The organism is Massilia sp. CCM 8734, from assembly GCF_011682155.1.
Classification (GTDB): Bacteria; Pseudomonadota; Gammaproteobacteria; order Burkholderiales; family Burkholderiaceae_D; genus Telluria_A; species Telluria_A rubra.
In genome coordinates this window covers 11943-34556 of sequence record NZ_WHJI01000030.1, presented here as the reverse complement: position 1 = coordinate 34556, position 22614 = coordinate 11943, and the positions used below count along the sequence as shown (strand labels likewise).

General features: G+C 65.6%; 12 protein-coding genes. 3 read left to right on the top strand and 9 right to left on the bottom strand.

Going from position 1 to position 22614, the window contains the following annotated elements:
• The first annotated feature begins 284 nt into the window (after positions 1-284).
• Positions 285-1808, top strand: a complete 1524-nt coding sequence (locus F2P46_RS23880; RefSeq protein ID WP_166894896.1) for a geranylgeranyl reductase family protein — start codon at positions 285-287, stop codon at positions 1806-1808.
• Here the strand turns inward: F2P46_RS23880 and F2P46_RS23875 are convergent.
• From F2P46_RS23875 to aroG, 6 genes are all read right to left on the bottom strand, one after another.
• A complete protein-coding gene (locus F2P46_RS23875) occupies positions 1784-2827 on the bottom strand; it encodes a polyprenyl synthetase family protein (protein WP_208296751.1) in 1044 nt (347 codons plus the stop codon). The two genes, F2P46_RS23880 and F2P46_RS23875, sit on opposite strands and share 25 nt — an antisense overlap.
• Positions 2820-3509 (bottom strand): hypothetical protein, encoded by a 690-nt coding sequence (locus F2P46_RS23870; protein WP_166894892.1) that lies wholly within the window; start codon positions 3507-3509, stop codon positions 2820-2822. Before F2P46_RS23870 ends, F2P46_RS23875 begins: the two co-directional genes overlap by 8 nt.
• A gap of 68 nt (positions 3510-3577) precedes the next feature.
• Complete coding sequence (locus tag F2P46_RS23865) at positions 3578-3946, bottom strand: hypothetical protein (RefSeq protein WP_166894890.1); 369 nt, start codon at positions 3944-3946, stop codon at positions 3578-3580.
• 25 nt (positions 3947-3971) lie between these two features.
• Positions 3972-4925 (bottom strand): 4-hydroxy-3-methylbut-2-enyl diphosphate reductase, encoded by a 954-nt coding sequence (gene ispH / locus F2P46_RS23860; protein WP_166894888.1) that lies wholly within the window; start codon positions 4923-4925, stop codon positions 3972-3974.
• A gap of 215 nt (positions 4926-5140) precedes the next feature.
• Positions 5141-8032, bottom strand: coding sequence for a TonB-dependent receptor (locus F2P46_RS23855; protein WP_166894886.1), 2892 nt, complete (start codon positions 8030-8032; stop codon positions 5141-5143).
• A gap of 624 nt (positions 8033-8656) precedes the next feature.
• The gene (gene aroG, locus F2P46_RS23850) at positions 8657-9718 is read right to left on the bottom strand and encodes a 3-deoxy-7-phosphoheptulonate synthase AroG (protein WP_166894884.1); all 1062 of its coding nucleotides are present in this window, start codon (positions 9716-9718) and stop codon (positions 8657-8659) included.
• A gap of 485 nt (positions 9719-10203) precedes the next feature.
• Here aroG and F2P46_RS23845 point away from each other — a divergent pair, with 485 nt between their 5' ends.
• Both F2P46_RS23845 and F2P46_RS23840 read left to right on the top strand, forming a co-directional pair.
• Entirely contained in the window at positions 10204-13053 is a 2850-nt protein-coding gene (locus F2P46_RS23845) for a TonB-dependent receptor (protein ID WP_166894882.1), read from the top strand.
• A 39-nt stretch (positions 13054-13092) separates the two neighbouring features.
• Positions 13093-15759: a TonB-dependent receptor gene (locus F2P46_RS23840; RefSeq protein WP_166894880.1), complete on the top strand. Its 2667-nt coding sequence runs from the start codon at positions 13093-13095 to the stop codon at positions 15757-15759.
• A gap of 127 nt (positions 15760-15886) precedes the next feature.
• Here F2P46_RS23840 and tldD read toward each other — a convergent pair whose 3' ends face one another.
• The 3 genes from tldD to F2P46_RS23825 form a co-directional block, all read right to left on the bottom strand.
• The gene (gene tldD, locus F2P46_RS23835) at positions 15887-17347 is read right to left on the bottom strand and encodes a metalloprotease TldD (protein ID WP_166894878.1); all 1461 of its coding nucleotides are present in this window, start codon (positions 17345-17347) and stop codon (positions 15887-15889) included.
• Between the two features lie 82 nt (positions 17348-17429).
• Positions 17430-18227: a carbon-nitrogen hydrolase family protein gene (locus tag F2P46_RS23830; RefSeq protein WP_166894876.1), complete on the bottom strand. Its 798-nt coding sequence runs from the start codon at positions 18225-18227 to the stop codon at positions 17430-17432.
• A gap of 44 nt (positions 18228-18271) precedes the next feature.
• A complete protein-coding gene (locus F2P46_RS23825) occupies positions 18272-22471 on the bottom strand; it encodes a YhdP family protein (RefSeq protein WP_166894874.1) in 4200 nt (1399 codons plus the stop codon).
• Between the last annotated feature and the right edge of the window lie 143 nt (positions 22472-22614).

Below are 22614 nucleotides of genomic sequence, written 5' to 3'. Positions count from 1 at the left end.
CCTTTCATTCGCTGCTCATCGTCGCAGCGCTCTTTCCACAAAGGCAGTGTGACGCCAGCGCGCCCGGCCAGGGTCTTGAGAATCTCCGGTTGCCCAATGGCCAGCTCGATCAAGAGCCGGGTCGAGGCGTCAGGATAAGAATCTTCGTTTTCATAGCAAGTACGGATAGCGACGCACCGCGATACATCAAATACAGATCGATACCGCAAGCAACTTTGAGCAAAATCATGAAGCGAGCTCCTCTTCATCCGATACTGAAAGATTCCCATCCCCGGACCGTGACCATGCTGACTCTGAAAATTGGCGCCGCCCGCGATGGCGACGTGATCATCGCGGGCGCCGGCCCCGCGGGCGCATCCGCTGCCGCCCATCTGGCCGACGCCGGCTTTTCCGTCATCCTGATCGACCACCAGCAATTCCCGCGCGATAAAGTCTGCGGCGACTTCGTCGGCCCGGCCGCCCTGCTCGAACTGCACAGCCTGGGCATCGCCGGGCTGCCCGCGTTCCGGCAAACCAATATCATCGACGAGGCCGCGCTGTACCTGAACGGGCGCCACCTGATCACCCATCCCATCCCGCGCATGCCCGGCATGCCCACGCACGGCCGGGTCATCGAACGCAAGGCGCTCGACCAGTGGATCCTTGAACGGGCCCGTGCCGCCGGCGCCCGGGTGATCGAAAACACCCGCGTGCAAGGCTTCGCGATCGAGCCCGACGGCGTGCGCGTGAGCCTCAAAGGCCCGGCCGGGCCGGCCACCCTGCGCGCGCAAGCCCTGATCGGCGCCGACGGCAGCAGTTCGGTGGTGGCGCGCCTGCTGCGCGGCCACGCCGTGCCGGATCGCAATCGCATCATCGCCATGCGCGGCTACCTGGACGGCTTGCCGGACACGGGCAACCGCTGCGACCTGTACTTTTCCAACGAAACCTTTCCCGGCTATTACTGGCTGTTCCCCACCGGCCCGCACTCGGCCAATGTCGGCATCGGCATGGTGCGCGAAACCCTGCCGCGCAACGAGGAACACCTGCGCCAGCTGATGCTCGGCCTGATCTCCAGCGACCCGGCCCTGCGCGCACGCCTCGGCGGCGCGCAACTGCGCGCTCCGCTGGTTGGCTGGCCGCTGACCACCTACGACGCCGCCCTGCCCTGCGTGGGTGAACGCGTGCTGCTGGCGGGCGACGCCGCCGGCCTGATCAACCCGCTCAATGGCGAAGGCATCCAGTACGCCATGCTGAGCGGGCGCTGGGCCGCCGAGACCCTGCTCGCGGCGCGCGCGCGCAACGACTTTTCGCAGCCCAGCCTGCTGCCCTACGCGCAGCGCATCGAACACGAGCTGCGTTTCGACATGGCGCTGGCGCGCCTGCTCGTGCAGCTGATCCGCAACCGCCACCTGACCCCGGTGTGGCTCGAGGCCTTGCACATCATCGTGGCCCGCGCCCGCGTCGACCCTGCTTATGCCGAGATCACCGGCGGGGTGCTGGCCGGGCTGGTGCCGGCGCGCCGCGTGCTGGGCGCCGACATCGTGCGCAAGAGCGCCTTGCAGGCGCTGTTGTCGCTGGCCGGGATGGGCGCGAAGCACCTGCTGCGCGGGCGCGCCCACTGCGTGCGCATCGGCCTGCAAACCGGTACGGCGGCGGCTGGCGTGGCCGTGTCGATGGCAGCCGATCCGCGCGCCGCGCTGGCCTGGGGCATGGGGGTGGCCGGCAGCGCGCTGGAACTGGGCGGCGGCATGGCCGGCGCGCTGCTGCGCCCCGCCGCCCAGGCGATCACGCCGATCGAAGCCGATTACAAATCGCGCTCGATCATGTAAAGCACCACCTCGCGCAAGAAGCGCTTGTGCTCGGAGTCGGGCAGCGCGCCGAAGTGCTGGTCGAATTCGTGCAGGGCCGCGCCGGCCAGCTGGCGCGCGCTGCTGCGCGCATGGGCGATGCTGTCGTACTTGTCCATCGTGGCGCGCAGCCAATCGACCTCGGCTTGCCGGCGCGCGGCGCGCGGCACCGACAAAAAATCCCGGATGCGTTGTTTCTCGCCATCGCTGGCGTGCCCGACGGTGTGGATCAGCATCAGGGTGCGCTTGCCTTCCCAGAGATCGCCGTTGATTTCCTTGCCGTACTTGCCCTCATCGGCGTCGAGGTTGAGGATATCGTCCTGGATCTGGAACGCCGCCCCCATGTAATAGCCGAAGCGGTCGAAGCGTTCGGGCACGATGGCCCCGCCGCCGGCGACCAGGGCGCCGATGCGCAGCGGGTGCATGCAGGTGTACCAGCAGGTTTTCTTGAGCACCATGCGCAGGTAGTCTTCTTCGCTCAGCTCGGCCACGTTGTCGCGCACCCAGCCCAGTTCCAGCGCCTGGCCTTCCACCGTCTGGCACACCATGTGTTCGATCTCGTTGACGATGCGCCAGGTCAGCTGCGGGCCGACGATGCCCAGGTTGTTGAGCAGCAGGCGGATGCACAGCACCTGCATGGCGTCGCCCACGTTGAGCGCGACCGCCAGGCCCTGGTCGGTCTGCAGGGTGGGCAGGCCGCGCCGGCTTTCGCTGCCGTCTTCGATGTCGTCGTGGATCAGGAAGGCATTGTGGTACAGCTCGATGGCGACGGCCGACTCGAGCACCCGCCGCACCTCGCCGCCAAACGCGCAGCAGGCGGCGATGCACAGCGCCGGGCGCAAGCCTTTGCCGGAGCGCAGCGGATACACCGGCAGCAGGTCGTACAGATAGCGCCGCGGCTCCTTGCTGGGCAGGTATTCCAGCAGGCGCGCCATGGTCAGCTCCTTGTAGCGCGCCAGGCTGGCCTCGACAAAACGGGAACGCCCGGCCGCCTCACTCACCGGGCGACTCGACCCGCACGGTGAGCACGGCGCGCACCTGGTCCAGCTGGCTGGCCAGCAGCAGCCCGGAATAGGTGCCCGGCGCCGCATCGGGCGGCACGCTGACGGTGATGTGCACCGTGGCCGAGGCGCGCGCGGGGATGGACAACTCCTCCGGCGCGAAGCCGATCTGGACCGCCGCAAGACGGGCGCCGCTTGCGCTGAGCAGGTCGGAGCAGTGGAAGCGCAAAATCGCGGTCGGCACATCGGCCGCGTTTTCCAGGGTCATCGGCACGCTCAGCGAGCCGCCCGGCGCGATCGGCTGCGGCATGGTGAGCGATGCGGTGCCGTCGCCGCCTTGTTTCGGCGCCGCCGCGCCGCCGGGGCGCACCGTGACCACCCGCTCCGACAGCGCACCGAGCGAATTGCTGGCCAACACCACCATGTCGAGCAGGATGTCGACCACCTCGTGCGCATCGCGGCGGAAGCGCTGCATCACGTCGGCGGGGTCGCCGGCGCGCAGTTTTTCCACGTCCACGAAACGCATTTCGACACGTTTGGCGGCGGCCACGCCGATGGCGATTTCCTCTTCCAGGGTCGAGGCGGCCTGCTGCACGATGCGCGAGGTGGTACCGGCCATGCGCATCAGGTAATCGAGTTCGGCCCGGCTCATGCTGATGTTGTCGCTTTCATTGCTTGGCATTGCTCACAGCTCCTGATGAAGGTGATAACGGTTGTAAAAGCGGGGATGATCGGGCCTCGCCAGCGGCCTCAGCCCGGTACCGGCACCGGCGTCGGCGGGGGCGTCGGGGTATCGTCGCGGCAGGCGAACAGGCGCGTGGTGCCGCGCACCGAGATGCTGGCAAACGGGTTGCCAAACACCTCGATGCCGATGGTGTAATCGCTGCGCGCGCAGATCGGTTCGCACACGGTGATGCACACCGGTACCGGCTCGCGCGCGACCAGCTGCATGTTCATGCTGACCTGGAGCGGACGCTGCGGGTCGCTCGATAGCGTCACGTTGGCCGGCGCCGGCTCGAACGAGATCGAGACCGGGCACGGCTTGTCGAGTTTGAAGGTGTGTTCGAGCTGGGCCGATTGTTTCGGCCAGGCCGCGATCGAGAGGGTTTGTTCGGGCATGATGGTTCTCCTCACAGGATAAAGTTCAGGTTGCGGAGCGCGCGGCGCCGGCCAGTTCGCGCGGCAGGGCGAACACCACGTGTTCGCGCACGCCCGGCCGATTGCGCACCGGGCCGGCGCCCCACTCTTCCAGGCGCGCCACCACCTGCCCGAGCAGGACTTCGGGGGTCGATGCGCCGGAGGTGATGCCGACGCAGCGCCGGCCTTCGAACCACGCGCGCTGCAACTGGTCGGCGTGATCGATCAGATGGGCGTCTACTTGCTGCTGGGCGGCGATCTCGCGCAGGCGCTGCGAATTGGCGCTGGCGGGCGAACCGATCACCAGGATCAGGTCGCAGATGGCGGCCAGTTCCTTGACGGCCGACTGGCGGTTCTGGGTGGCGTAGCAGATGTCTTCCTTGCGCGGCCCGAGCAGCGCCGGAAAGCGTGCTTGCAGCGTTTGCAGGATCGGCTTGATGTCGTCGATCGAAAACGTGGTCTGGGTGGCGTACGCCAGGCGCGTGCCGTCCTGCACTTGCAGCCGCGCGGCTTCTTCGGCGCTGCCGACGACGTAGATGGCGCGTGCGCCCGCGCCGCTGTAGTGGCCGAGCGTGCCGATGATTTCGGGATGCCCTTCGTGGCCGATCAGGACCACTTCGCGGCCGGCGCGCGCGTGGCGGGCCACTTCCATGTGCACCTTGCCGACCAGCGGACAGGTGGCGTCGAACACGTGCAGGCCGCGCTGGCGCGCCTCGGCCGCGACCTCGGGCGCGATGCCGTGCGCGCTGAACACCACGATGCTGTGCGCGGGCACTTGCGCCAGTTCCTCGACGAATACCGCGCCGCGCTCGCGCAACGCGGCGACCACATGGCGGTTATGCACGATTTCGTGGCGCACGTAGACCGGCGCGCCGAACACGTCGAGGGCGCGTTCGACAATCTCGATGGCCCGCTCGACCCCGGCGCAAAAGCCACGCGGATTGGCCAACACGATTTGCATACGTCCTCCGGAACGGAACTGGATCAGTCCGCTTTAGAGCTTACGTGCGTGAGGTCGGGCGAGCTTGCGCCAGATCAAGCTGGTGATATTTCGCAAACACAAACGCCCAAGAAAAAACCCCGCCGGACAAGAAGTCCGGCGGGGTTTTTAACGTCCTACAAGTTTCTTACAACCGTACGCGATGGCTGTCTGTCAACCGCCGCGCACGACGGCAATTACAGGAACTTGTAGTTCAGACGTGCGTAGAACGTGCGACCGAGCGGGTTGGTGAAGGTCGCATCGTAACCGACCTGGAAGTTGGCTGCGTTACGCGACGATGGCGGGTCTTCGTCGGTCAGGTTTTTCACGCCCAGGGTGACACTCACGTTTTTCATCGGTTTCCAGCCAAGCGCGGCATCGAAGGTCGAATAGGCATCGACCTTGCGTACCAGCGGGTAGTCGTCGGCGACGGAAGCCACATCGGTGTAATCCTTGTAGCCCTTGGTGTAGTTATGCGTCAGCGATGCATTCCACTGGCCGATGGCGTAGGTCGCACCGAGGGTGTGGCGGTAGCGCGGGGTCGGACCGAAATCCTTGTAGTCGCCCAGGTCGCTCACTTCCGGCGAACCTTCGTACTGGTAACCATGGTCGGTGTAGTAGGTCACGTCGTAGTTGGCGCCGATGTTGCCCATGTCACCCAGTTTCTGGCGATAGTTCAAGTTCAGGTCGATACCGGCGGCGAAGAATTTACCCGTGTTCACGCGTGGCAGGGCCACGTAGGCGAGCGGGAAATCCTTGTTGGTGCTGCCGTTGTACGGCAAGAGCTTGGTTCCGGGCGTCGGTGGCGGTGGCGGCAATTTCGCCAGTTCGGCTTCTTTTTTCCTCTTCTGGTAGGCATCCTCCTCCACCGGGTCGTAACGATAGAACTGGCCGAGGTTACCGACCGGATCATTGAACACCGTGGTTTCGGACATGGCATTGATCGACTTGTTGATCTTTACGTTCCAGTAATCGATCGAGCCGCTGAAATTGGCGCTCGGCTGGAATACCAGGCCAAGCGTGAACTGCTTCGATTTTTCGGGCTTGAGATCGGGATTGCCGCTGTTTTGGGTATCGAGCTGAACGTCGCACTCGTCCTGCCGTTCGCCAACTGATTCATTGATTCGCACGCCATTCGGGCAACGGATCGGATCGCTGAAGTTGGCCGAGGTGTTGTTGAGCGCCTTCGGATTGAGGTTGTCGACCAAGGTAGGCGCGCGGAAGCCGCGTGCCACCGAACCGCGCATCATGAAAGCGGTGCTGGGACGGTAGGTGAAGCCGAGTTTCGGGCTGATGTTGTCGAACTCGGTGCCGAAGCCGTTCTTGTATTTGTCGTAGCGTGCGGCGGCGGTCAGCTCCAGGTCTTTGTAGACCGGGATGATCGCTTCGGTAAACAAGCCGAACACTTCGCGGTCGCCCGCCACGCTCGGAATTTCGCCGGAACCGCCGACTTCGTCGCCTGCGGCCAGCACTGGCGAGGACACCTGTTTCAGCTCTTCCTTGCGGAACGAGGTGCCGACCGAGAAACCAAGCGCGCCGTATGGCAGGGTGAACAGTTCCTTGGACATGCGGTAATCGAACTCTTTCGAGATCGAGGTACCGCCGTTCTGGAAGCCGCTCAGCTGCGAACCGAGCAGGCCGGCCAGGCTGGTCGCGTCTTGCGAGCCGAATACGTTGATTTCACCGGAATCGACCAGCGGTGTGAGCTTTTTGTAGCTGAAGCGGCCAGGACCGAAGGAAATTTCGACTTCGTTCTTGCCATAGGTCAGCGCGGTCTCGTAATCCCAGCCCACCAGATTGCCCTTGGCGCCGACCACAATACGGGTGTTCTCGGTCGTGGTCAGGTCGTTGCGGCCACCGCCGGCGACGGTACGCCAGGTACCTTTGATCAAACCGGTCGGGGTGACGTCCATATCGGCTGCCAGCACGGTTTCCGCCGTCGTGACAGTGCCATTTGGCATTTTGTACCCAGCCGGCAAGATCAGTCCCTTAGGCAGCGTAACCGCCTTCGGATAGAAACGGCCGTTGACCGGATACTCCATCGGGATGGTATACGGCGCCGGCGACGAGGCCGAGATCATCTTGTCGCGGGTGTAGGCAGCTTCGGCGAACAGTTCGTGGTTCTCGTTGATCTTGAAGACCGCGCGCGAGACCAGGTTCGAGTGCTTCGCTTCCGGAATCAGGTCGATGTACTTGACGTAGTCGGTGCCGCAACCTTTTTCACTGATGACCACCAGGCTGAATTCGGGATTGTCGCAATTTTTGTAACGGAACGGGTTGACGCCGACGTACTTGTTGCCGAGGGTATCGTTAAAATTCAGGTTGGGCACGCCGTTACGCGGCGACGCCTTGTTGATGCCCAGGTCGGGACGCACGGAGGTGGTCGAGAAACTGCGCTGGCTGGCGGTCAGCTTGTCGTTCTCTTCGTGGTTGGCGCTGACCAGCACGTTGAAGCGGTCGGTCGCGATATCGCCGAAGCCGGCCGTGATGTTAAAACTCTTGGTGTTGCCGCCGCCCTGGTCGACGTGGGTCTTGTAGGCGGACATTTCCACGCCCTTGTAATCCTTGCGCAGGATGAAGTTGATCACGCCGGCCACCGCATCGGCGCCGTACACGGCCGAGGCGCCATCGCGCAGCACTTCGATGCGTTCGATGGCCGACAGCGGGATCGAGTTCAGGTCGACCGGGTTGTTGCCGACCGCATAGTTGGCCACGCGGCGGCCGTTCAGCAGCACCAGCGTGTAGCGGGCGCCCAAGGCGCGCAGGTTGGCGGTCGACGGCACGCCGGAAGCGCCGACGTTGTTGGCGGTGACGCCGCCGCCGAAGTTCCCCGGAATCAGGTTGACGAGGTCTTGTGCGGAGGTGGCGCCGGTGCGCTCGATGTCTTCGCGTTTAAGGATGGTGACAGGCAGCGCGGTTTCAGCGGCGACGCGTTTGATCGACGAGCCGGTGATCTCGACGCGCTGCATCGAATTGTCCTGGGAAGCGGTCTGGGCGACGGCTGGCAATGCCGCAAGGCCGAGGCCGACTGCGATACCGCCCGAGAAGACCAGGCGCAGTGAACGCGATAAAACGGTTTCTGTCATCATGTGTGAATCCCTTGATTTTATATAATATTAGTATTAACACCATCTCTTTTGGAGGGTGCATCAATTTAAGTAGCGAACCTCGCGGTGCCACGTTCCGGATCGCGGATACGTGCCGGTGCAAGGTACAACAGCCGAGTTCTTGGTCATGCTGTCTCCGTCGGCTGAAACTTCTTCACTTCGCTTAAAGCGACTTTCTCCAACTGGCGTTGCACTTCTGTGCTTTTTTGCCAATCAAGCCCAAGATAGAAACATATGGGAATAATTGATGTCAACGGTAAACACACAATATGTATATAAACAACAGCCGTGGTCGCGTGCATACGATTGCATTGTAGTTTCTTGCATACGGAACACGAATATGTGATTGAATAAAGGTAATGAATTGCAGGTGTTGGCAATGCACAGCCGCGCCCGCTGGAAAAGTGGCGCGTCGAAGCGCGCCATGCTGTGCATGGCGGCGTGCAAAATGGGCGCCGGTCGCGGCGTGGGAATGTTGAACGGGCGGCAGCGCCGCCGTGAGGCCGTATCAGGACGCCGCGCGGATGCAACAGCAAGCGCGCGGTTCAGTGCAGCGGACTGAGTCAGTCGTGCATATTCAGTCGTGCATACCCGGTCGCGCTGGCGTCAGCCCTGCGCACCCTGGCGGCGCTGGCGCACCGCCTCGGCCAGGCCTTCGAGCACGGCCACGCTGCTGTCCCAGTCGATGCAGCCATCGGTGATCGACTGGCCGTACACCAGTTCCTTGCCCGGCACCAGGTCCTGGCGCCCGGCCACCAGGTGCGACTCCACCATCACGCCGACGATGCGGCCATCGCCCCCGGCCACCTGGGCCGCGATATCGGCGCACACCGGCACCTGGTTTTCCGGCTTCTTGGAACTGTTGGCGTGCGAGGCGTCGATCATCAGGCGCGCGGCCAGGCCTTGCGCGGCGATCTGCTGGCAAGCCAGTTCCACGCTGGCGGCGTCGTAGTTCGGGGTCTTGCCGCCGCGCAGGATGATGTGGCAATCCTCGTTGCCGTTGGTCGACACGATGGCCGAATGGCCGCCCTTGGTCACCGACAAGAAGTGGTGCGGCTGCGAAGCGGCCTTGATCGCTTCCACCGCGATCTTGATATTGCCGTCGGTCCCGTTCTTGAAACCCACCGGACACGACAACCCGGACGCCAGTTCGCGGTGCACCTGCGACTCGGTGGTGCGGGCGCCGATCGCGCCCCAGCTGATCAGGTCGGCGATGTACTGCGGACTGATCACGTCGAGGTATTCGGTGCCGGCCGGCAAGCCGAGTTCGTTGATGTCGCGCAGCAGCTCGCGCGCCATGCGCAGCCCGTCGTTGATGCGGAAACTGTTATCCATGTACGGATCGTTGATCAAGCCCTTCCAGCCGACCGTGGTGCGCGGCTTTTCGAAGTACACGCGCATGACGATTTCCAGCTCGCCCTTGAAGCGTTCGCGCTCGCCGGCCAGGCGGCGCGCGTATTCCATCGCCGCGCGGGTATCGTGGATCGAGCACGGCCCGATCACCACCATCAAGCGGTCGTCCTGGCCGTGCAGGATGCGGTGCAGCGCCACGCGCGAGCCGGCCGCGGTCTGCTCGGCCCGCTCGCCGCAGGCAAACTCGCGGATCAGATGGGAGGGCGGCGTCAGTTCCTTCATTTCGCGGATGCGTAGATCGTCGGTGCGTGGCATGGTGTTCTCCGTGGCTGGGTCATTCAAATGGTCGGGCTAAAAAAAAACCGCCATGGCTGGCGGTTTATCTGGATATTGCAAGATCTCGTTGTTGCTACGTGAACCTGCCGCTACTCCACCGCCTTTGGGTTGGAATTGCTAAAGTAAAAGTAGCAGGTAAAGAAAACGACGTTGTGCATGGCAAGATCCGAAAGTGGTGCAAGGACTATAACAACAATTCCTGCAATTTGGCAAGCTGTTTGTTCGGCGTCCGTCAAGACCGCACGGCACAAGCGGTTGCGCCGTTCCCACAACAGCGGCGCCGATGCTTGTCACATTTGATCCAGATCAGTTGCGCAAACGCGCCCGGTGCAAAACTCAGTCACCGAGCCTCTGCCGGACTTTGCGCCAGATCAAACGTGGTCGACTTTTCCAGTCAGATAGATTGACTTGGATCATGGCTTTTCAAAGCGGACGGGGCAGTCATATGCTTTGTGGAGCCTGTCATGAAACACACTATCTTGTCCCGTTCGCTGCGGGGTCTGTTCGCCGGCGGTGGCGCCGCCGGCCTGGCCCTGCTCGCGTGCCCCGCGCGCGCGCAGGCACCGGCGCCGCCGGCCCCCATCCCGCGCGTCGAAATCACCGGCACCCTGATCCCGCGCGCGACGCGCGAAACGGCGGCCGCCGTCATCACCCTCAACCGCAACGATATCGAGCGTTCCGGCAAGACCACCGTGGCCGAGCTGCTGCAAACGCTGGCGGTCGACAACCAGGGCTCGGTGCCCTCGAGCTTCGGCGGCGGCTTCGCCAGCGGCGCCTCCGGCATCTCGCTGCGCGGCCTGGGCGCGGCCTCCACCCTGGTGCTGCTCAACGGGCGCCGGGTGGCCCCCTACGGCCTGGCCGACGATGGCCAGAAAGTCTTTTCCGACCTGAACATCATCCCCACCGACGCCGTCGAGCGGGTCGAAGTGCTCAAGGACGGCGCCTCGGCCATCTACGGCTCGGACGCGATCGCCGGCGTGGTCAACGTGATCCTGCGGCGCGACTTTCGCGGCACGACCGTGCGCGCCAGCTTCGGCCAGTCGCGCGAGCACGACGGCAACGACGGCGTCGCCTCGCTTACCTGGGGCAAGGGCGACCTGCAGGCCGACCGCTACAACCTGCTGGCCAGCCTCGAGTACGGACGGCGCGCCGAGATCTGGAACCGCGACCGCGCCGAGCGCGCGCACATCGGGCGCGGCGACCTGCGCCCCTGGGGTTTCAGCGCCCAGGAAACGCTGGGCGGCACCGGCACAATCACCGCCAACAATATGGCCGGCAACGCCATCAACGGCAATGTGCGCAACCCCGATACGCTCGACTACGTCAACCGCGGCAACCTGGCCGGGGCCGGCTTTACCCGCACCTTCCCGGGCGCGGCCTGCGCCAACTTTACCCGCCACCCGCAGGGCGACCCGGGCGGCGGCTGCCTGGTCGATTCCCAGCAACTGTACAACCAGGTCCAGCCGCGCCAGGAGCGGGTCAATTTCTTCGGGCGCTCCACCTTCCAGGCCACGCCCGAGGTGCAAACCTACGCCGAACTGAACCTCTACCGCAGCGAATCGGCCTCTTCCTCGACGCCGCCGGCGGTCAGCGGCGCGGTCGGCTATCCGGGCGGCCCGGTCAACAGCGCCAACGTCATGCTGGGCGCGACCCATCCCGACAATCCCTACTTCGGCACGGCGGCGCGGCTGCGCTACATGGCGGCCGACGTCGGCCCGCGCGCGACCAGGATCGACTCCGACTTCGTGCGCTTGCTGGCCGGCGCCAGGGGCAGCGTGGGACCGTGGGAGCTCGACACCGCCCTGCTGTTCTCGCAAAACCAGATCGACAGCGAACGCAGCAGCTACCCGCAGCGCGACGTCCTGTTCGCGCTGCTCAATCCGACCTCGGCCAATGTGGCGGCGGCACGCGCCAACCCGGCCTACGCCGCGCTGCCGCCCGGCACCGTGTGGCGCATCGCCGAGAACGCCGGCCTGAACTCGCCGGTCCTGTACGCCGCGCTGGCGCCCTCACTGAACAACGACGCCAAGAGCCGCATTGCCCAGCTTGACGTGCGCGCCTCGCGCCAGTTGACCGACCTGCCCGGCGGCGCCCTCGGCATCGCGCTCGGCGGCGAATTCCGGCGTGAAACGGCCGAACTCGCCCCCGTTCCCGGCACCGAACGCGGCAACATCATCGGCCTCGGCTACTCCGCTTACAAGGGCGCCCGCAACGTGGCCGCGCTGTATGGCGAAGTGCTGGCGCCGGTGCACCCGAGCGTCGAACTGTCGGCCGCGCTGCGGGCCGACCACTACACCGATGCGGGCGATGCCTACAATCCCAAGTTCGGCGTCAAATGGACCCCGGCGCCCACCTTCGCCTTGCGCGGCACCTATGCGCGCGGCTTTCGCGCGCCCAGCACCGCCGAAAACGGGGTCGGCGGCCTGGCTGCGTATTCCACCGCCGTCGACCCGCTGCGCTGCAACCTGGGCGTGGCCATTGGCTGCAACCCGGCCCAGGTGGCCATCATCACCTCGCCCAATCCGGCCCTGTCGCCCGAAAAATCGCGCAGCGTCAACGTCGGCATGGTGTGGGACCCGTACAAGCGCACCAATATCGCGCTCGACCTGTGGGAAATCAAGCGCAAGAACGAGATCAACCAGGAGCAGAGCGACGCCGCCATCCGGGCCGGGCGCATCGCGCGCGATCCCAGCGGCGCCACCCGTCCCGGCGACCCCGGTCCGATCACGGCGGTGCTGGCCAGCTATGTCAATTCGGCGCGCACCGAGGTGCGCGGCGCCGACCTCGACCTGACCCAGCGCGTCGACTTCGGACCCGGCACCGGCGATGTGACCATCAATACCAAGTGGACCCACCTGTTCAAGTGGCTGCGCACCGAGCAGGATGGCAGCGCGCGCGACTTCGCCGGCACCCACGGCAACTGCGACGTCACCAACTGCGTCGGCACGCCCGAGGACCGGGTCAACTTCGGTCTGTCGTGGGAGCGCGCGGCCTGGCGCGTGGCGGCCAACGTCAATTACCGGGGCGACCTCGAGAACACGCTGTTCAAGAACGACCCGGCCGGTTGCGCCAGCCATGTCGCCAACGGCGATCCGGCCCCGGCCGGCTGCGAACTGCCGTCCTTCACCACGGTCGACCTGACGTTCCGCTGGAAGCCGACCACGCGGATGGAAGTGTTCGGATCGGCGCAAAACATTTTCGACAAGATCGCCCCGCCCGACCCGCTGACCTACGGCGCGAACGCCTATAACCCGCTCGACTACGCCGGCGCCGTCGGGCGTTTCTTCACAGCCGGCGTGCGTTACACCTTTTAGCGACACCCCTTCCGTTTAACCACCCCACCGGAGCAGTCCATGATTGAAAAAGCCTTATCCGCCGCCATTCGCCGCCTGTGCGCCGGCGGCGCCCTCCTCGGCGCCGGCGTGCTGGCCCTGCCGGCCCAGGCCCAGTCCCCCGCCGAGGGCGCGCAGCCGATGCAAAAAGTCGAAATCGTCGGCACCTCGATCCGCCAGCGCCTGGCCAGCCAGACCGCGCTGCCGATCAGCACCATCCGCGCCGAAGACTTCGCCAAGCAGGGCCTCTCGACCGTGCAGGAAGTGCTGGCCACCATTCCCATGAACCAGACCTCGACCGGTTCGAGCCAGTCGGTCGGTTCCGGCACGGGCGGACGCGCCACGGCCAACCTGCGCGGCCTCGGCAGCGACAAGACCCTGGTGCTGCTCAACGGCCGGCGCCTGGCCAACCACCCGTTTTTTGCCGACACGGTCGACCTGAACATCATTCCCGTGGCCGCGCTCGAACGGGTCGAGGTGCTGCGCGACGGCGCCTCGGCCATCTACGGCAGCGACGCCATCGGCGGCGTGATCAACTTCGTCACCAAGCGCTCCTACCAGGGCATGGAAGTGAGCGTGGAAGCGCATGAACCGGCCGGCTCGGGCGGCGCCGACGAGCAGCGCATCAACTTCACCGGCGGCTGGGGCAACCTGGCCACCGACGGCTACAACCTGCTCGGCGTGGTCGACTTTCACCGCCAGTCCCCTCTCATGGCCACCGACCGCGACTTCGCGCGCACCGGGGTGCGCCCCGAACGCGGCCTGTACCAGACCAGCGGCACCACCTTCCCGGCCAACTTCTACTCCGACGAAGGCATTGCCGGCAATCCCAGCTATGCCAGCGGTTGCCGGCCGCCCTACTCGATCCCCAACCTGAGCGGCGCGCCAAACTGCCGCTTCGACTCGACCCAGTTCATCGACCTGATTCCGCTGACCAAGCAGGAAACCTTCCTCGGCCGCTTCAGCAAGAAACTCGGGACCGAGCACACGGCCACCCTCGAATACCTGCACAGCCGCAGCACCAACGAAGCGCGCGTGGCGCCGCCGCCGCTGGCCGGCATCGGCCTGACCATGAGCAATACCAGCCCCTTCTATCCCGGCGCCGGCATTACACCCGCCGTGGCCGGCCTGACCGGCGAGCCGCTCGACGTCAGCTGGCGCCCGCTGGTGACGGGCAAGCGCGAAGGGCTCGACGTCAGCCTGACCGACCGCCTGCTGGCCGGCATGGAGGGCACGGCCGGCGGCTGGGACTACAACCTTGGCTTGTCGTATGCGGTGGGGCGGGCGCGCAGCGCGTTCACCAACGGCTACGTGGTCGATGCGCGCATCATTGAGGGCGTCGGCAACGGCTTACTCAACCCCTTCGGCGAACAAACGCCTGCCGGCAACGACTTCCTGCGCCAGTCGCTGCTTCAGGGCGAATATTTGCGCGCCAAGATCAAGAGCGGCGCCATCGACTTCAAGGCCAGCCGCGAACTGATGACCCTGCCCGCAGGCGCGCTCGGCTTCGCGCTCGGCGGCGAATTCCGGCGCGACGAAGCCGATTACCGCGTCAACCGCGCGCTGGCCAGCCAGGCATCGAGTTCCGGCTACGCCGACGCCCAGGACCAGAGCGGCAGCCGCAATATCGGCGCTGTTTTCACCGAGCTCAACATCCCGGTCATCAAGGACCTGGAAGTGAACCTGGCCGCGCGCTACGACGACTACACCGATTTCGGCCACAGCTTCAATCCCAAGGTGGCGCTGCGCTGGCAGCCGAGCAAGCAGGTGCTGCTGCGCGGCTCGTTCAACAAGGGCTTCCGCGCACCCACCCTGTACGACCTGCACGGGCCGCAGACCACCACCAATACCGGCAATTCCTGGAACGATCCGGTGCTGTGCCCTGGCGGCACGCCAGCGCCGGGGGCCAATCCCAACATTTCCTGCGACCAGCAACAAAACATCCGCGGCGGCGGCAATCCGGACGTCAAGCCGGAACGCTCGCGCACCTACAGCGCCGGGATCGTGCTCGAGCCGACCAACAACCTGACCTTGACCGGCGACTACTGGGATATCCGGCTCAAGGACCAGATCAGCGCACTGGCCGAGGAATCGATCTTCAGCAACTACCAGAAATACCAGAACCTGTATTTCTACAATGCCGCCCGCACCCGGCTCGATTACGTGCTGGCGATCACCCAGAACCTGGGCGAGGTCAAGACGCGCGGGGTGGACCTGGGCCTGCTGTGGCGCTTGCAGCGCGGTCAATTCGGCAATTTCACCGTTGGGGTGGAAGGCACCTATGTCGACCGCTACGACTACCAGAACGAGCGCAACGGGCCGTTCACGGTCAACGCGGGCCGCTTTGCCGACGCCAGCCCGGTGTTTCGGTGGCGCCACACGGCCACCCTGGGCTGGACCCGGGGTCCGGTGAACATGACCTTGTCCAACCGCTACCTGTCCGGCTATGACGACCAGCCCGACGCCGATGGCGTGGTGCCCGGACGCGTGGGACATTACTCGACCTGGACGCTGGCGGGCACGTACACGGCCAACCAGAAGGTCAGCGTGACGGCCGGGGTGAAGAACCTGCTGGACGACGACCCGCCTTTCACCTTGCAGAGCACAACGTTCCAGCAAGGCTACGATCCGCGCTATACGGACCCGATCGGGCGCACCTTTTACGTGAGGGCGACCTACAAGTTCTGAGTAGGCCCGGCATGCACGCCGAGCGCAAACGCAAGGGGCGCACCATCAGTGCGCCCGTCGGGAACGATCTTGAGCAAGGTCAGCGCCGGCACCGCTGGCGCCGACTGCGTGCGCTGACGTGCGCGCTTTACGCGGTACCGCCCACGATCACGTCTTCGATGCGCAGGGTCGGCTGGCCCACGCCCACCGGCACGCTCTGGCCTTCCTTGCCGCACACGCCCACGCCCGAATCAAGGCGCATGTCGTTGCCGATCATCGATACGCGGTTGAGCACGTCCGGACCGTTGCCGATCAGGGTCGCGCCCTTGACCGGATAGGTGACCTTGCCGTTTTCGATCATGTAGGCTTCGCTGGCCGAGAACACGAACTTGCCGTTCGTGATATCGACCTGGCCGCCGCCGAAATTGACCGCGTACAAGCCGTTCTTGACCGAGGCCAGGATTTCTTCCGGGTCCTTGTCGCCGCCGAGCATATAGGTGTTGGTCATGCGCGGCATCGGCAGGTGCGCAAACGATTCGCGGCGCGCGTTGCCGGTCACCGGCATCTTCATCAAGCGCGCGTTCATGGTGTCCTGGATGTAGCCTTTCAGGATGCCATCTTCGATCAGGGTGGTGCACTGGGTCGGATTGCCTTCGTCATCGATATTGAGCGAACCGCGGCGGTCGGCCAGGGTGCCGTCATCGACCACGGTGACGCCCTTGGCGGCCACGCGCTCGCCGATGCGTCCCGAAAACGCCGACGACCCCTTGCGGTTGAAGTCGCCTTCCAGGCCATGGCCGATCGCTTCGTGCAGCAGCACGCCGGGCCAGCCCGGCCCGAGCACGATGGTCATCGGCCCGGCCGGCGCCGGACGCGCGTCGAGGTTGACCACGGCCGCCTTGACCGCTTCGTCGGCGTAGCGCTCGAGCACCACATCGTCGAAGTAAGCGTAGTTAAAGCGTCCGCCGCCGCCCGACGAGCCCATTTCGCGCCGGCCGTTCTGCTCGACGATGACGGTCACCGAGACCCGCACCAGCGGACGGATATCGGCCGCCAGCACGCCATCGCTGCGCACCACCAGCACCACGTCGTATTCACCGGCCAGGCCGGCCATGACCTGCACCACGCGCGGATCTTTGGCGCGCGCCATTTTTTCCACGCGTTCGAGCAATTTGACCTTGGCGGTCGCGTCGAGCGAGGCCAGCGGATCGTTGGGCAGGTACAGCGAACGTCCGCCCACCGGGGTCATCGAGGACGCCACCTTGATCTTGCCGGCGCCGGCGCGCGCAATGGTGCGCGTGGCCGCAGCCGCGTCGAGCAGGGCGCGTTCCGAGATTTCATCGGAGTACGAAAAGGCGGTCTTGTCGCCGGACACGGCGCGCACGCCGACGCCCTGGTCGATCGAGAAACTGCCGGTCTTGACGATGCCTTCTTCCAGGCTCCAGCCTTCACTCTTGGTGAACTGGAAATACAGGTCGGCGTAATCGACCTTGTGGGTGAACATCGTGCCCAGGGTGCTGAGCAGCTTGCCTTCGTCGAGGCCAAAGGGCGTCAGCAGCACATCGCGCGCGACAGCCAGGGAGGAGAGATTCGGTTCGAACGGTGTCATTTTGCGGGTCTTTCAATGTGGATCAGCCATTGTGCCATAGTCGGCCTGTTACAGTAGCTCACAGGGTAGCTCACAGCGTGGTTCACAGCTTTCTGTGCTTAAGTGCGGGCAAGCTTTCGCGCACACCCGCCAGGAAAGCGGCGTCGAGCGCGCCGCTGACGATGCCTTCGCCCTCGTCGAGCACCGCCTTGACCTCGCCCCAGGGGTCGATCAGCATGCTGTGGCCGAAGGTGCGGCGCCCGTTCACATGGGTGCCGCCCTGGGCCGAGGCCAGCACGTAGCACTGGTTTTCGATGGCGCGCGCGCGCAGCAGCACTTCCCAGTGCGCAAGACCGGTGGTGTGGGTGAACGCGGCGGTGACCACGATCAACGCGCACTCGCCCATGGCCCGGTACAGCTCGGGAAAGCGCAAGTCGTAGCAGACCGACAAGCCGACCCGCCCGAACGGCGCCTCGAAGGCCACCACCGCCTCGCCCGGCACGATGGTGCGCGCCTCGTCGTAGGTTTCAAGCCCCTTGGTAAAGCCGAACAAATGGATCTTGTCGTAGCGCTGCACCGGCGCGCCCTGCGGGTCGTACACCAGGGTGGTGTTCATGACGCGCCCGGCGTCCGGCGATACCAGCGGCAAGGTTCCGCCGATCAGCCAGATGCCGTGCTCGCGCGCCAGTTGCGCCATGCAAGCCTGGATCGGCCCCTGTCCCGGCGCCTCGGCGTGGGCCACCTTGTCGGTGTCGCTCATGCCCATGATGGGCCAGTATTCCGGCAAGGTCACCAGGGTGGCGCCGCGCGCCGCCGCCTCGCCCACCAGCCGGCGCGCCGTGGCGATATTCTCGGCGACATCGGGGGTGCTGATCATCTGTACTGCGGCCACGCTCGTCATGTCTCGCTCTCCGGTCGGTCGTTCTGTTCAGTCGGTCGTTCTGTTTAGTTCGTCTCGGGTTTCACGTTGGTCGCCGGCAGCACCAGCGGCGGCGGGCCTTTGGGCGCACCGAGCTTGGTGATGACCGGCGCCTTCCACGGGCCGGTGATCTGCATTTCGTAGGTCAGCGCCTTCATCACGGGGGCGCGCAGGAACAGTTGCGCGAGAAAACTGCCCAGCCCGACCACCGGATTGACCGCCAGCGCGTACACCAGCGGGCCGGTGCCCAGGTTGAATTCGGGGATCACCACCACATGCAGGTTGGTCGACTCGTTGGCAATGTCGGCGGTGCCCGCCATGAGCACGGTGGCCGCCACGCCATGCATTTTGAGATTGTCGGTGCGCACCACCCCGCGCGTGATGCTGGCGTTGGCGGTGATGCCGTCGAAGGCCAGCCCTTCCGAAAACACATCGTGGAAATCGAGCTTGAGCAGGCGCGGCAGCATTTGCAGGCTCAGCACGCCCAGCAGCTTGGCCGCGCCCGGGTCTTGCTTGAGAAATTGGCCCGACGCCACGCCCATTTCGATCTTGCCCGACAAACTAGGGATGTCCAGCGAATACGGCAAGCCATTCCAGGCGATCTCGCCCGCCATCTTGCCCTTGCCGCGCCGCAGCGTTTCGGGGAAGCCGAAGCGGTCCAGCAACTTGCCGGCATCCTCGATGTCGAGCACGAACTTCAGGCTGGTGTTGCTGTGCCCTTCCCCGGTCACCCACTTGCCGGTGCTGCGCAGCACGCCGTCGGGATTGGCCAGCAGCAAGCTGTTAATCTGCCACTCGCGCCCGCTGGCCAGCTGGGCGTTGCTGGCGACCAGTTCCAGGCGCCCAAGTTTCTTGTTGAACAGCTCGAAATGCTCGGCCACGATGTCGAGCGCGGGAATGGTGGCGGCCGCGCTCTTGCCGCCTTCGAGCAAGTCTTTCACGCCGGCGGCGGCCGATTCGGGAATGATCAGCGAAGCCAGGCGCGCCGTGACCTTGCCCAGGCCCTGGCCGCTCGGCCCCTCGGCCCAGGTGACGTGGCCGGCCACCTGGCGCGCATCTACGTTGGCCTGCCAGGTATCTTTCACGTGCGAGGCGCCCACCACCACGTTGTCGAGCTTGCGTTCGCTGATGATCAGTTCGTTCGCGCGCGCGGCCAGCACATCGGCCACCACGTACTGGGCCAGGTCGATGCCCTCGCCCGGAGCGGCGGCCGCCGGTGCGCCGGCCAACTCGGGCGCGGCGTGCGCCACCGACGAGCCGATCGCGATCCACTGGTCGACGTTGATGGTTTTCATATCGGCATTGATCATCAGGCCGCTGTCCGGGATCGGGGCCGGCACGTTCACGCCGATGCCGCCGCTGTCGACCTTCCACGCTCCCTTGCCCAGCTTGCTGCGCTGGTAGCGCGCGCTGATGTTCGGGCCCAGCGCCAGCCGGATCTCGTCATGCGCCACGCCGGGGTCGGCGCCCGCCAAGCCGGTCAGGGTGAAATGCAGCGGCAGGCTGTCGGCGGCCGTCTTGTTGAGCGGCGCCGGCAATTCCACGCCCATGCCGGCCAGGGTCGAGTCGACCGTTACCTGGGCCTGGTGATCGCGCACCACCACCGCGCCGTTGTAGCGGGCGGCGCCCGAGACCAGCCCCAGCACGTGCCGCAAGGCGGCCGACGGATAGGTCTTGCGGATGCCGTCGGCGGTGGCCGTGCCGGCCAGCTTGATCACGATCGCATTGTCGCGCTGCGTGCCGCCGGTCAGCGCCAGCGGCCCGCCCAGGAAGCTGGCGCCGACGCCGTTCAGGTTGATGCCTTTTTCGTTAAATTCGAGCTTGCCGATGGCCGACTGCAGCGGCGGCAAGGGATCGAACAGCACCACGTCGTTGTTCATCAGCTGCAAGGTGCCCTGGACTTTCGATTCGATCAGGTGGGCCAGCGGCAGTTGCAGTTTCAATCCCAGCTTGGCGTTGCCGGTCGCGCGCGTGTGTTCGGTAAAGCGGCCGATCCAGTTCAGCACCGGGCTCGCTTCCACGTAGCCGAGGAAGTCTTGCATCGGCCCGGCGGCATTGCCGTCGATTTCCAGCACCTTGTCCGGGTCGGCCAGGTCGGCGATCACGGCTTTGACCGCGCTCAGCGCCACGCCACGGGTTTTCGCCGTGTCGCCCTTGATTTCCATGCGCGTGCGGTCGAACAAAAAGCTGCCGTTGATCTGCTCGGCCTGCGGCCACTCCGGCGCCACCCCATCGGGCGCGAAATGGCCGGGCGCGTAGTTCAGCCTGGCGTTTTCCAGGCGTCCGCCGACCCGGAATTCGCCCTTGCGCTCGCCCGGCGTATTGCTGCGGAACGGGAAGTGCGCCAGGTCGCCGCGCAGGCGGAAGGTGGCGTCCTGCGCCATGCCGTCTTCCAGCGCGCCGGTCAGCCAGCCGCGCAGGTGTTCCGGGGTTTTCAGGGGCAGGTAGCGCCCGATGGTGTTGATCGCAAAGCCCGACAAGGTGCCGCTGACGTCGACAATGTCGGCCGGCTTGCCGGCCTGGCTTCCCAACGTCATCTGGTGCGTGCCCGACAGCGATCCGGTCAGCGTCCCTTGCGCAAAGTCGAGGCGCTCCAGTTGCACCAGCAATTTGTTCTCGGGCGCAAAGGTCCAGCGCGCGCGCGCGTCGAATTGATCGAAGGCCATGGCCGGGTCGGCAAACCAGGCCGGCAGTTGCAGCACCAGTTGCTGCGAACTGAGGGTCAGCGTGCCGCCCTTCTCGCTCGCGTCCAGGACGCCGGACAAATTCTCGATGCCGGGAATCGGCGGAAACGCCGCCCGCGTCGGGCTCGAACCGGTCCTGGCCACGGCCGGCCGGGCCGCTTGGGCGCGCATGCCCAGGCCGTCGAGCTTGCCGCGCACGCGGTAGCTGGCGAGGTCGGGGAACTTGCCCTGCCACTCCACCGAAAAATCGCTGACCTTGCCGCGCAGGCCGCCGTCCACCAGCAACTGGCGCTGCACAGCGGTCAGCGGCAATTGGCCGGCCAGGCGCGACAGGGTTTCCAGGTCGAGTTGGCGGGCACTCACTTTCACCTGCTCCGGCGCCTGGCCGCGTGCCGGGGTGTAGGACTCGGACAAGGTGGTCGGCGCCAGGCTCAGGCCGTCGGCGGTGAGCAGGGAAAAATCGGTGAGCGTCACTTCGTGCCCGTGCGTCCCGAAGGCCGGGGTGCCTTGATTACTGCCGGCGGCAAAGGTTTCGCGCGCGGACAAGCGGCCCCGCACGCGCGCCAGCGCCAGCGCCGGCAAGTCGCGCCCCAGGCGCGCACTGACGCCGGCCAGCGCCACGTCGGCGGTAAACCCGGCCAGCTTGGCCCGGTCCAGGCTCAGCCAGGCGCGCACCGATCCCTGGCCCTGGCTCACCTTGACCGGGTAATCGAGGTAGGGGGTCCAGGCGGCCAGGTCGGTATCGGGCAGGTCGGCGTACAGCTCGCCTTTCCACTGGCGCATGTCGGCCATGCGCGCCGTAAAGCGCGGATGGGCGAAGTCGGCGCGCACATCGAGCGGCCCGGCCAGGCTGGCCGGCGGCGTGGCGCGCAGGCCGAAGCGGTGGTGCTGCCAGCGGTTCTTGAGCACCACGTCGACGTTCTCCAGCGCCAGCACCGGCGCGCCGCGCAACTGGTCGGTCCACTGCACGCGCCCTTCGCGGATCAGGATCTGGCGCTGCTTGAAGGCCCAGTCGGCGCCGCCGGCGTCGCCGCGCTCGCCCTGCTTGATCGGCATGCCGGCCACGAACAGCTGGCCGCTGGCGTCGCGCCGGATGTCGAGGTCGGGGCGAATGATTTCGAGGGAGTAAAAACGCGGTTCCAGGGTCGGCACGCTCCACCACGACAGGGTGGCCGACACGCTCGGCAGGCTCAGCACCTGGCGGCCGGCAGGGTCGCGCAGGATCACGTCGCCCAGGAACAGGTTCGGGCGCAAGCCGCGCCAGGACGCATAGATGCGGGTGATGGTGACGTCGCTGCCCAGCGCGCGGCTGGCGATGCGCTCGATATTGCCCTTGTAATAGTCAATATTCGGCAGGATGAGGTAGCGCAGCACCAGGAACACGATGGTGAACAGAAAATACACCAGCAGCGCCAGCTTGATGGTGAAGCCCAGCACGTGATGGGTGGCGCGATTGCAGGCCCGATAGGCGGAACGCAGCCGCCGCCAGCGCTCTGCGATGGGCAGGTGCTCGGCGGGAGCCTGTGCTTCCGGTGTATGCATCAATAAGCTGATAAAGGGTCCCGCCGTATCCAAATGTAGTGCAATAAGGTAAGGCTTGCGCGAATCGCGCCGGCTCCCTTACCATCGTCCTGATCCTCACCGTAGCGCGGCCCATGGTAATTTTACCTTATACAAGCGCCACC

Coding starts and splice junctions, on each gene's coding strand:
- tldD (WP_166894878.1), bottom strand. CDS start 17,347: ATGACACCGTTCGAACCGAATCTCTCCTCCCTGGCTGTCGCGCGCGAT.
- F2P46_RS23870 (WP_166894892.1), bottom strand. CDS start 3,509: ATGCCAAGCAATGAAAGCGACAACATCAGCATGAGCCGGGCCGAACTC.
- F2P46_RS23865 (WP_166894890.1), bottom strand. CDS start 3,946: ATGCCCGAACAAACCCTCTCGATCGCGGCCTGGCCGAAACAATCGGCC.
- F2P46_RS23880 (WP_166894896.1), top strand. CDS start 285: ATGCTGACTCTGAAAATTGGCGCCGCCCGCGATGGCGACGTGATCATC.
- ispH (WP_166894888.1), bottom strand. CDS start 4,925: ATGCAAATCGTGTTGGCCAATCCGCGTGGCTTTTGCGCCGGGGTCGAG.
- F2P46_RS23845 (WP_166894882.1), top strand. CDS start 10,204: ATGAAACACACTATCTTGTCCCGTTCGCTGCGGGGTCTGTTCGCCGGC.
- F2P46_RS23855 (WP_166894886.1), bottom strand. CDS start 8,032: ATGATGACAGAAACCGTTTTATCGCGTTCACTGCGCCTGGTCTTCTCG.
- F2P46_RS23840 (WP_166894880.1), top strand. CDS start 13,093: ATGATTGAAAAAGCCTTATCCGCCGCCATTCGCCGCCTGTGCGCCGGC.
- F2P46_RS23830 (WP_166894876.1), bottom strand. CDS start 18,227: ATGACGAGCGTGGCCGCAGTACAGATGATCAGCACCCCCGATGTCGCC.
- F2P46_RS23825 (WP_166894874.1), bottom strand. CDS start 22,471: ATGCATACACCGGAAGCACAGGCTCCCGCCGAGCACCTGCCCATCGCA.
- aroG (WP_166894884.1), bottom strand. CDS start 9,718: ATGCCACGCACCGACGATCTACGCATCCGCGAAATGAAGGAACTGACG.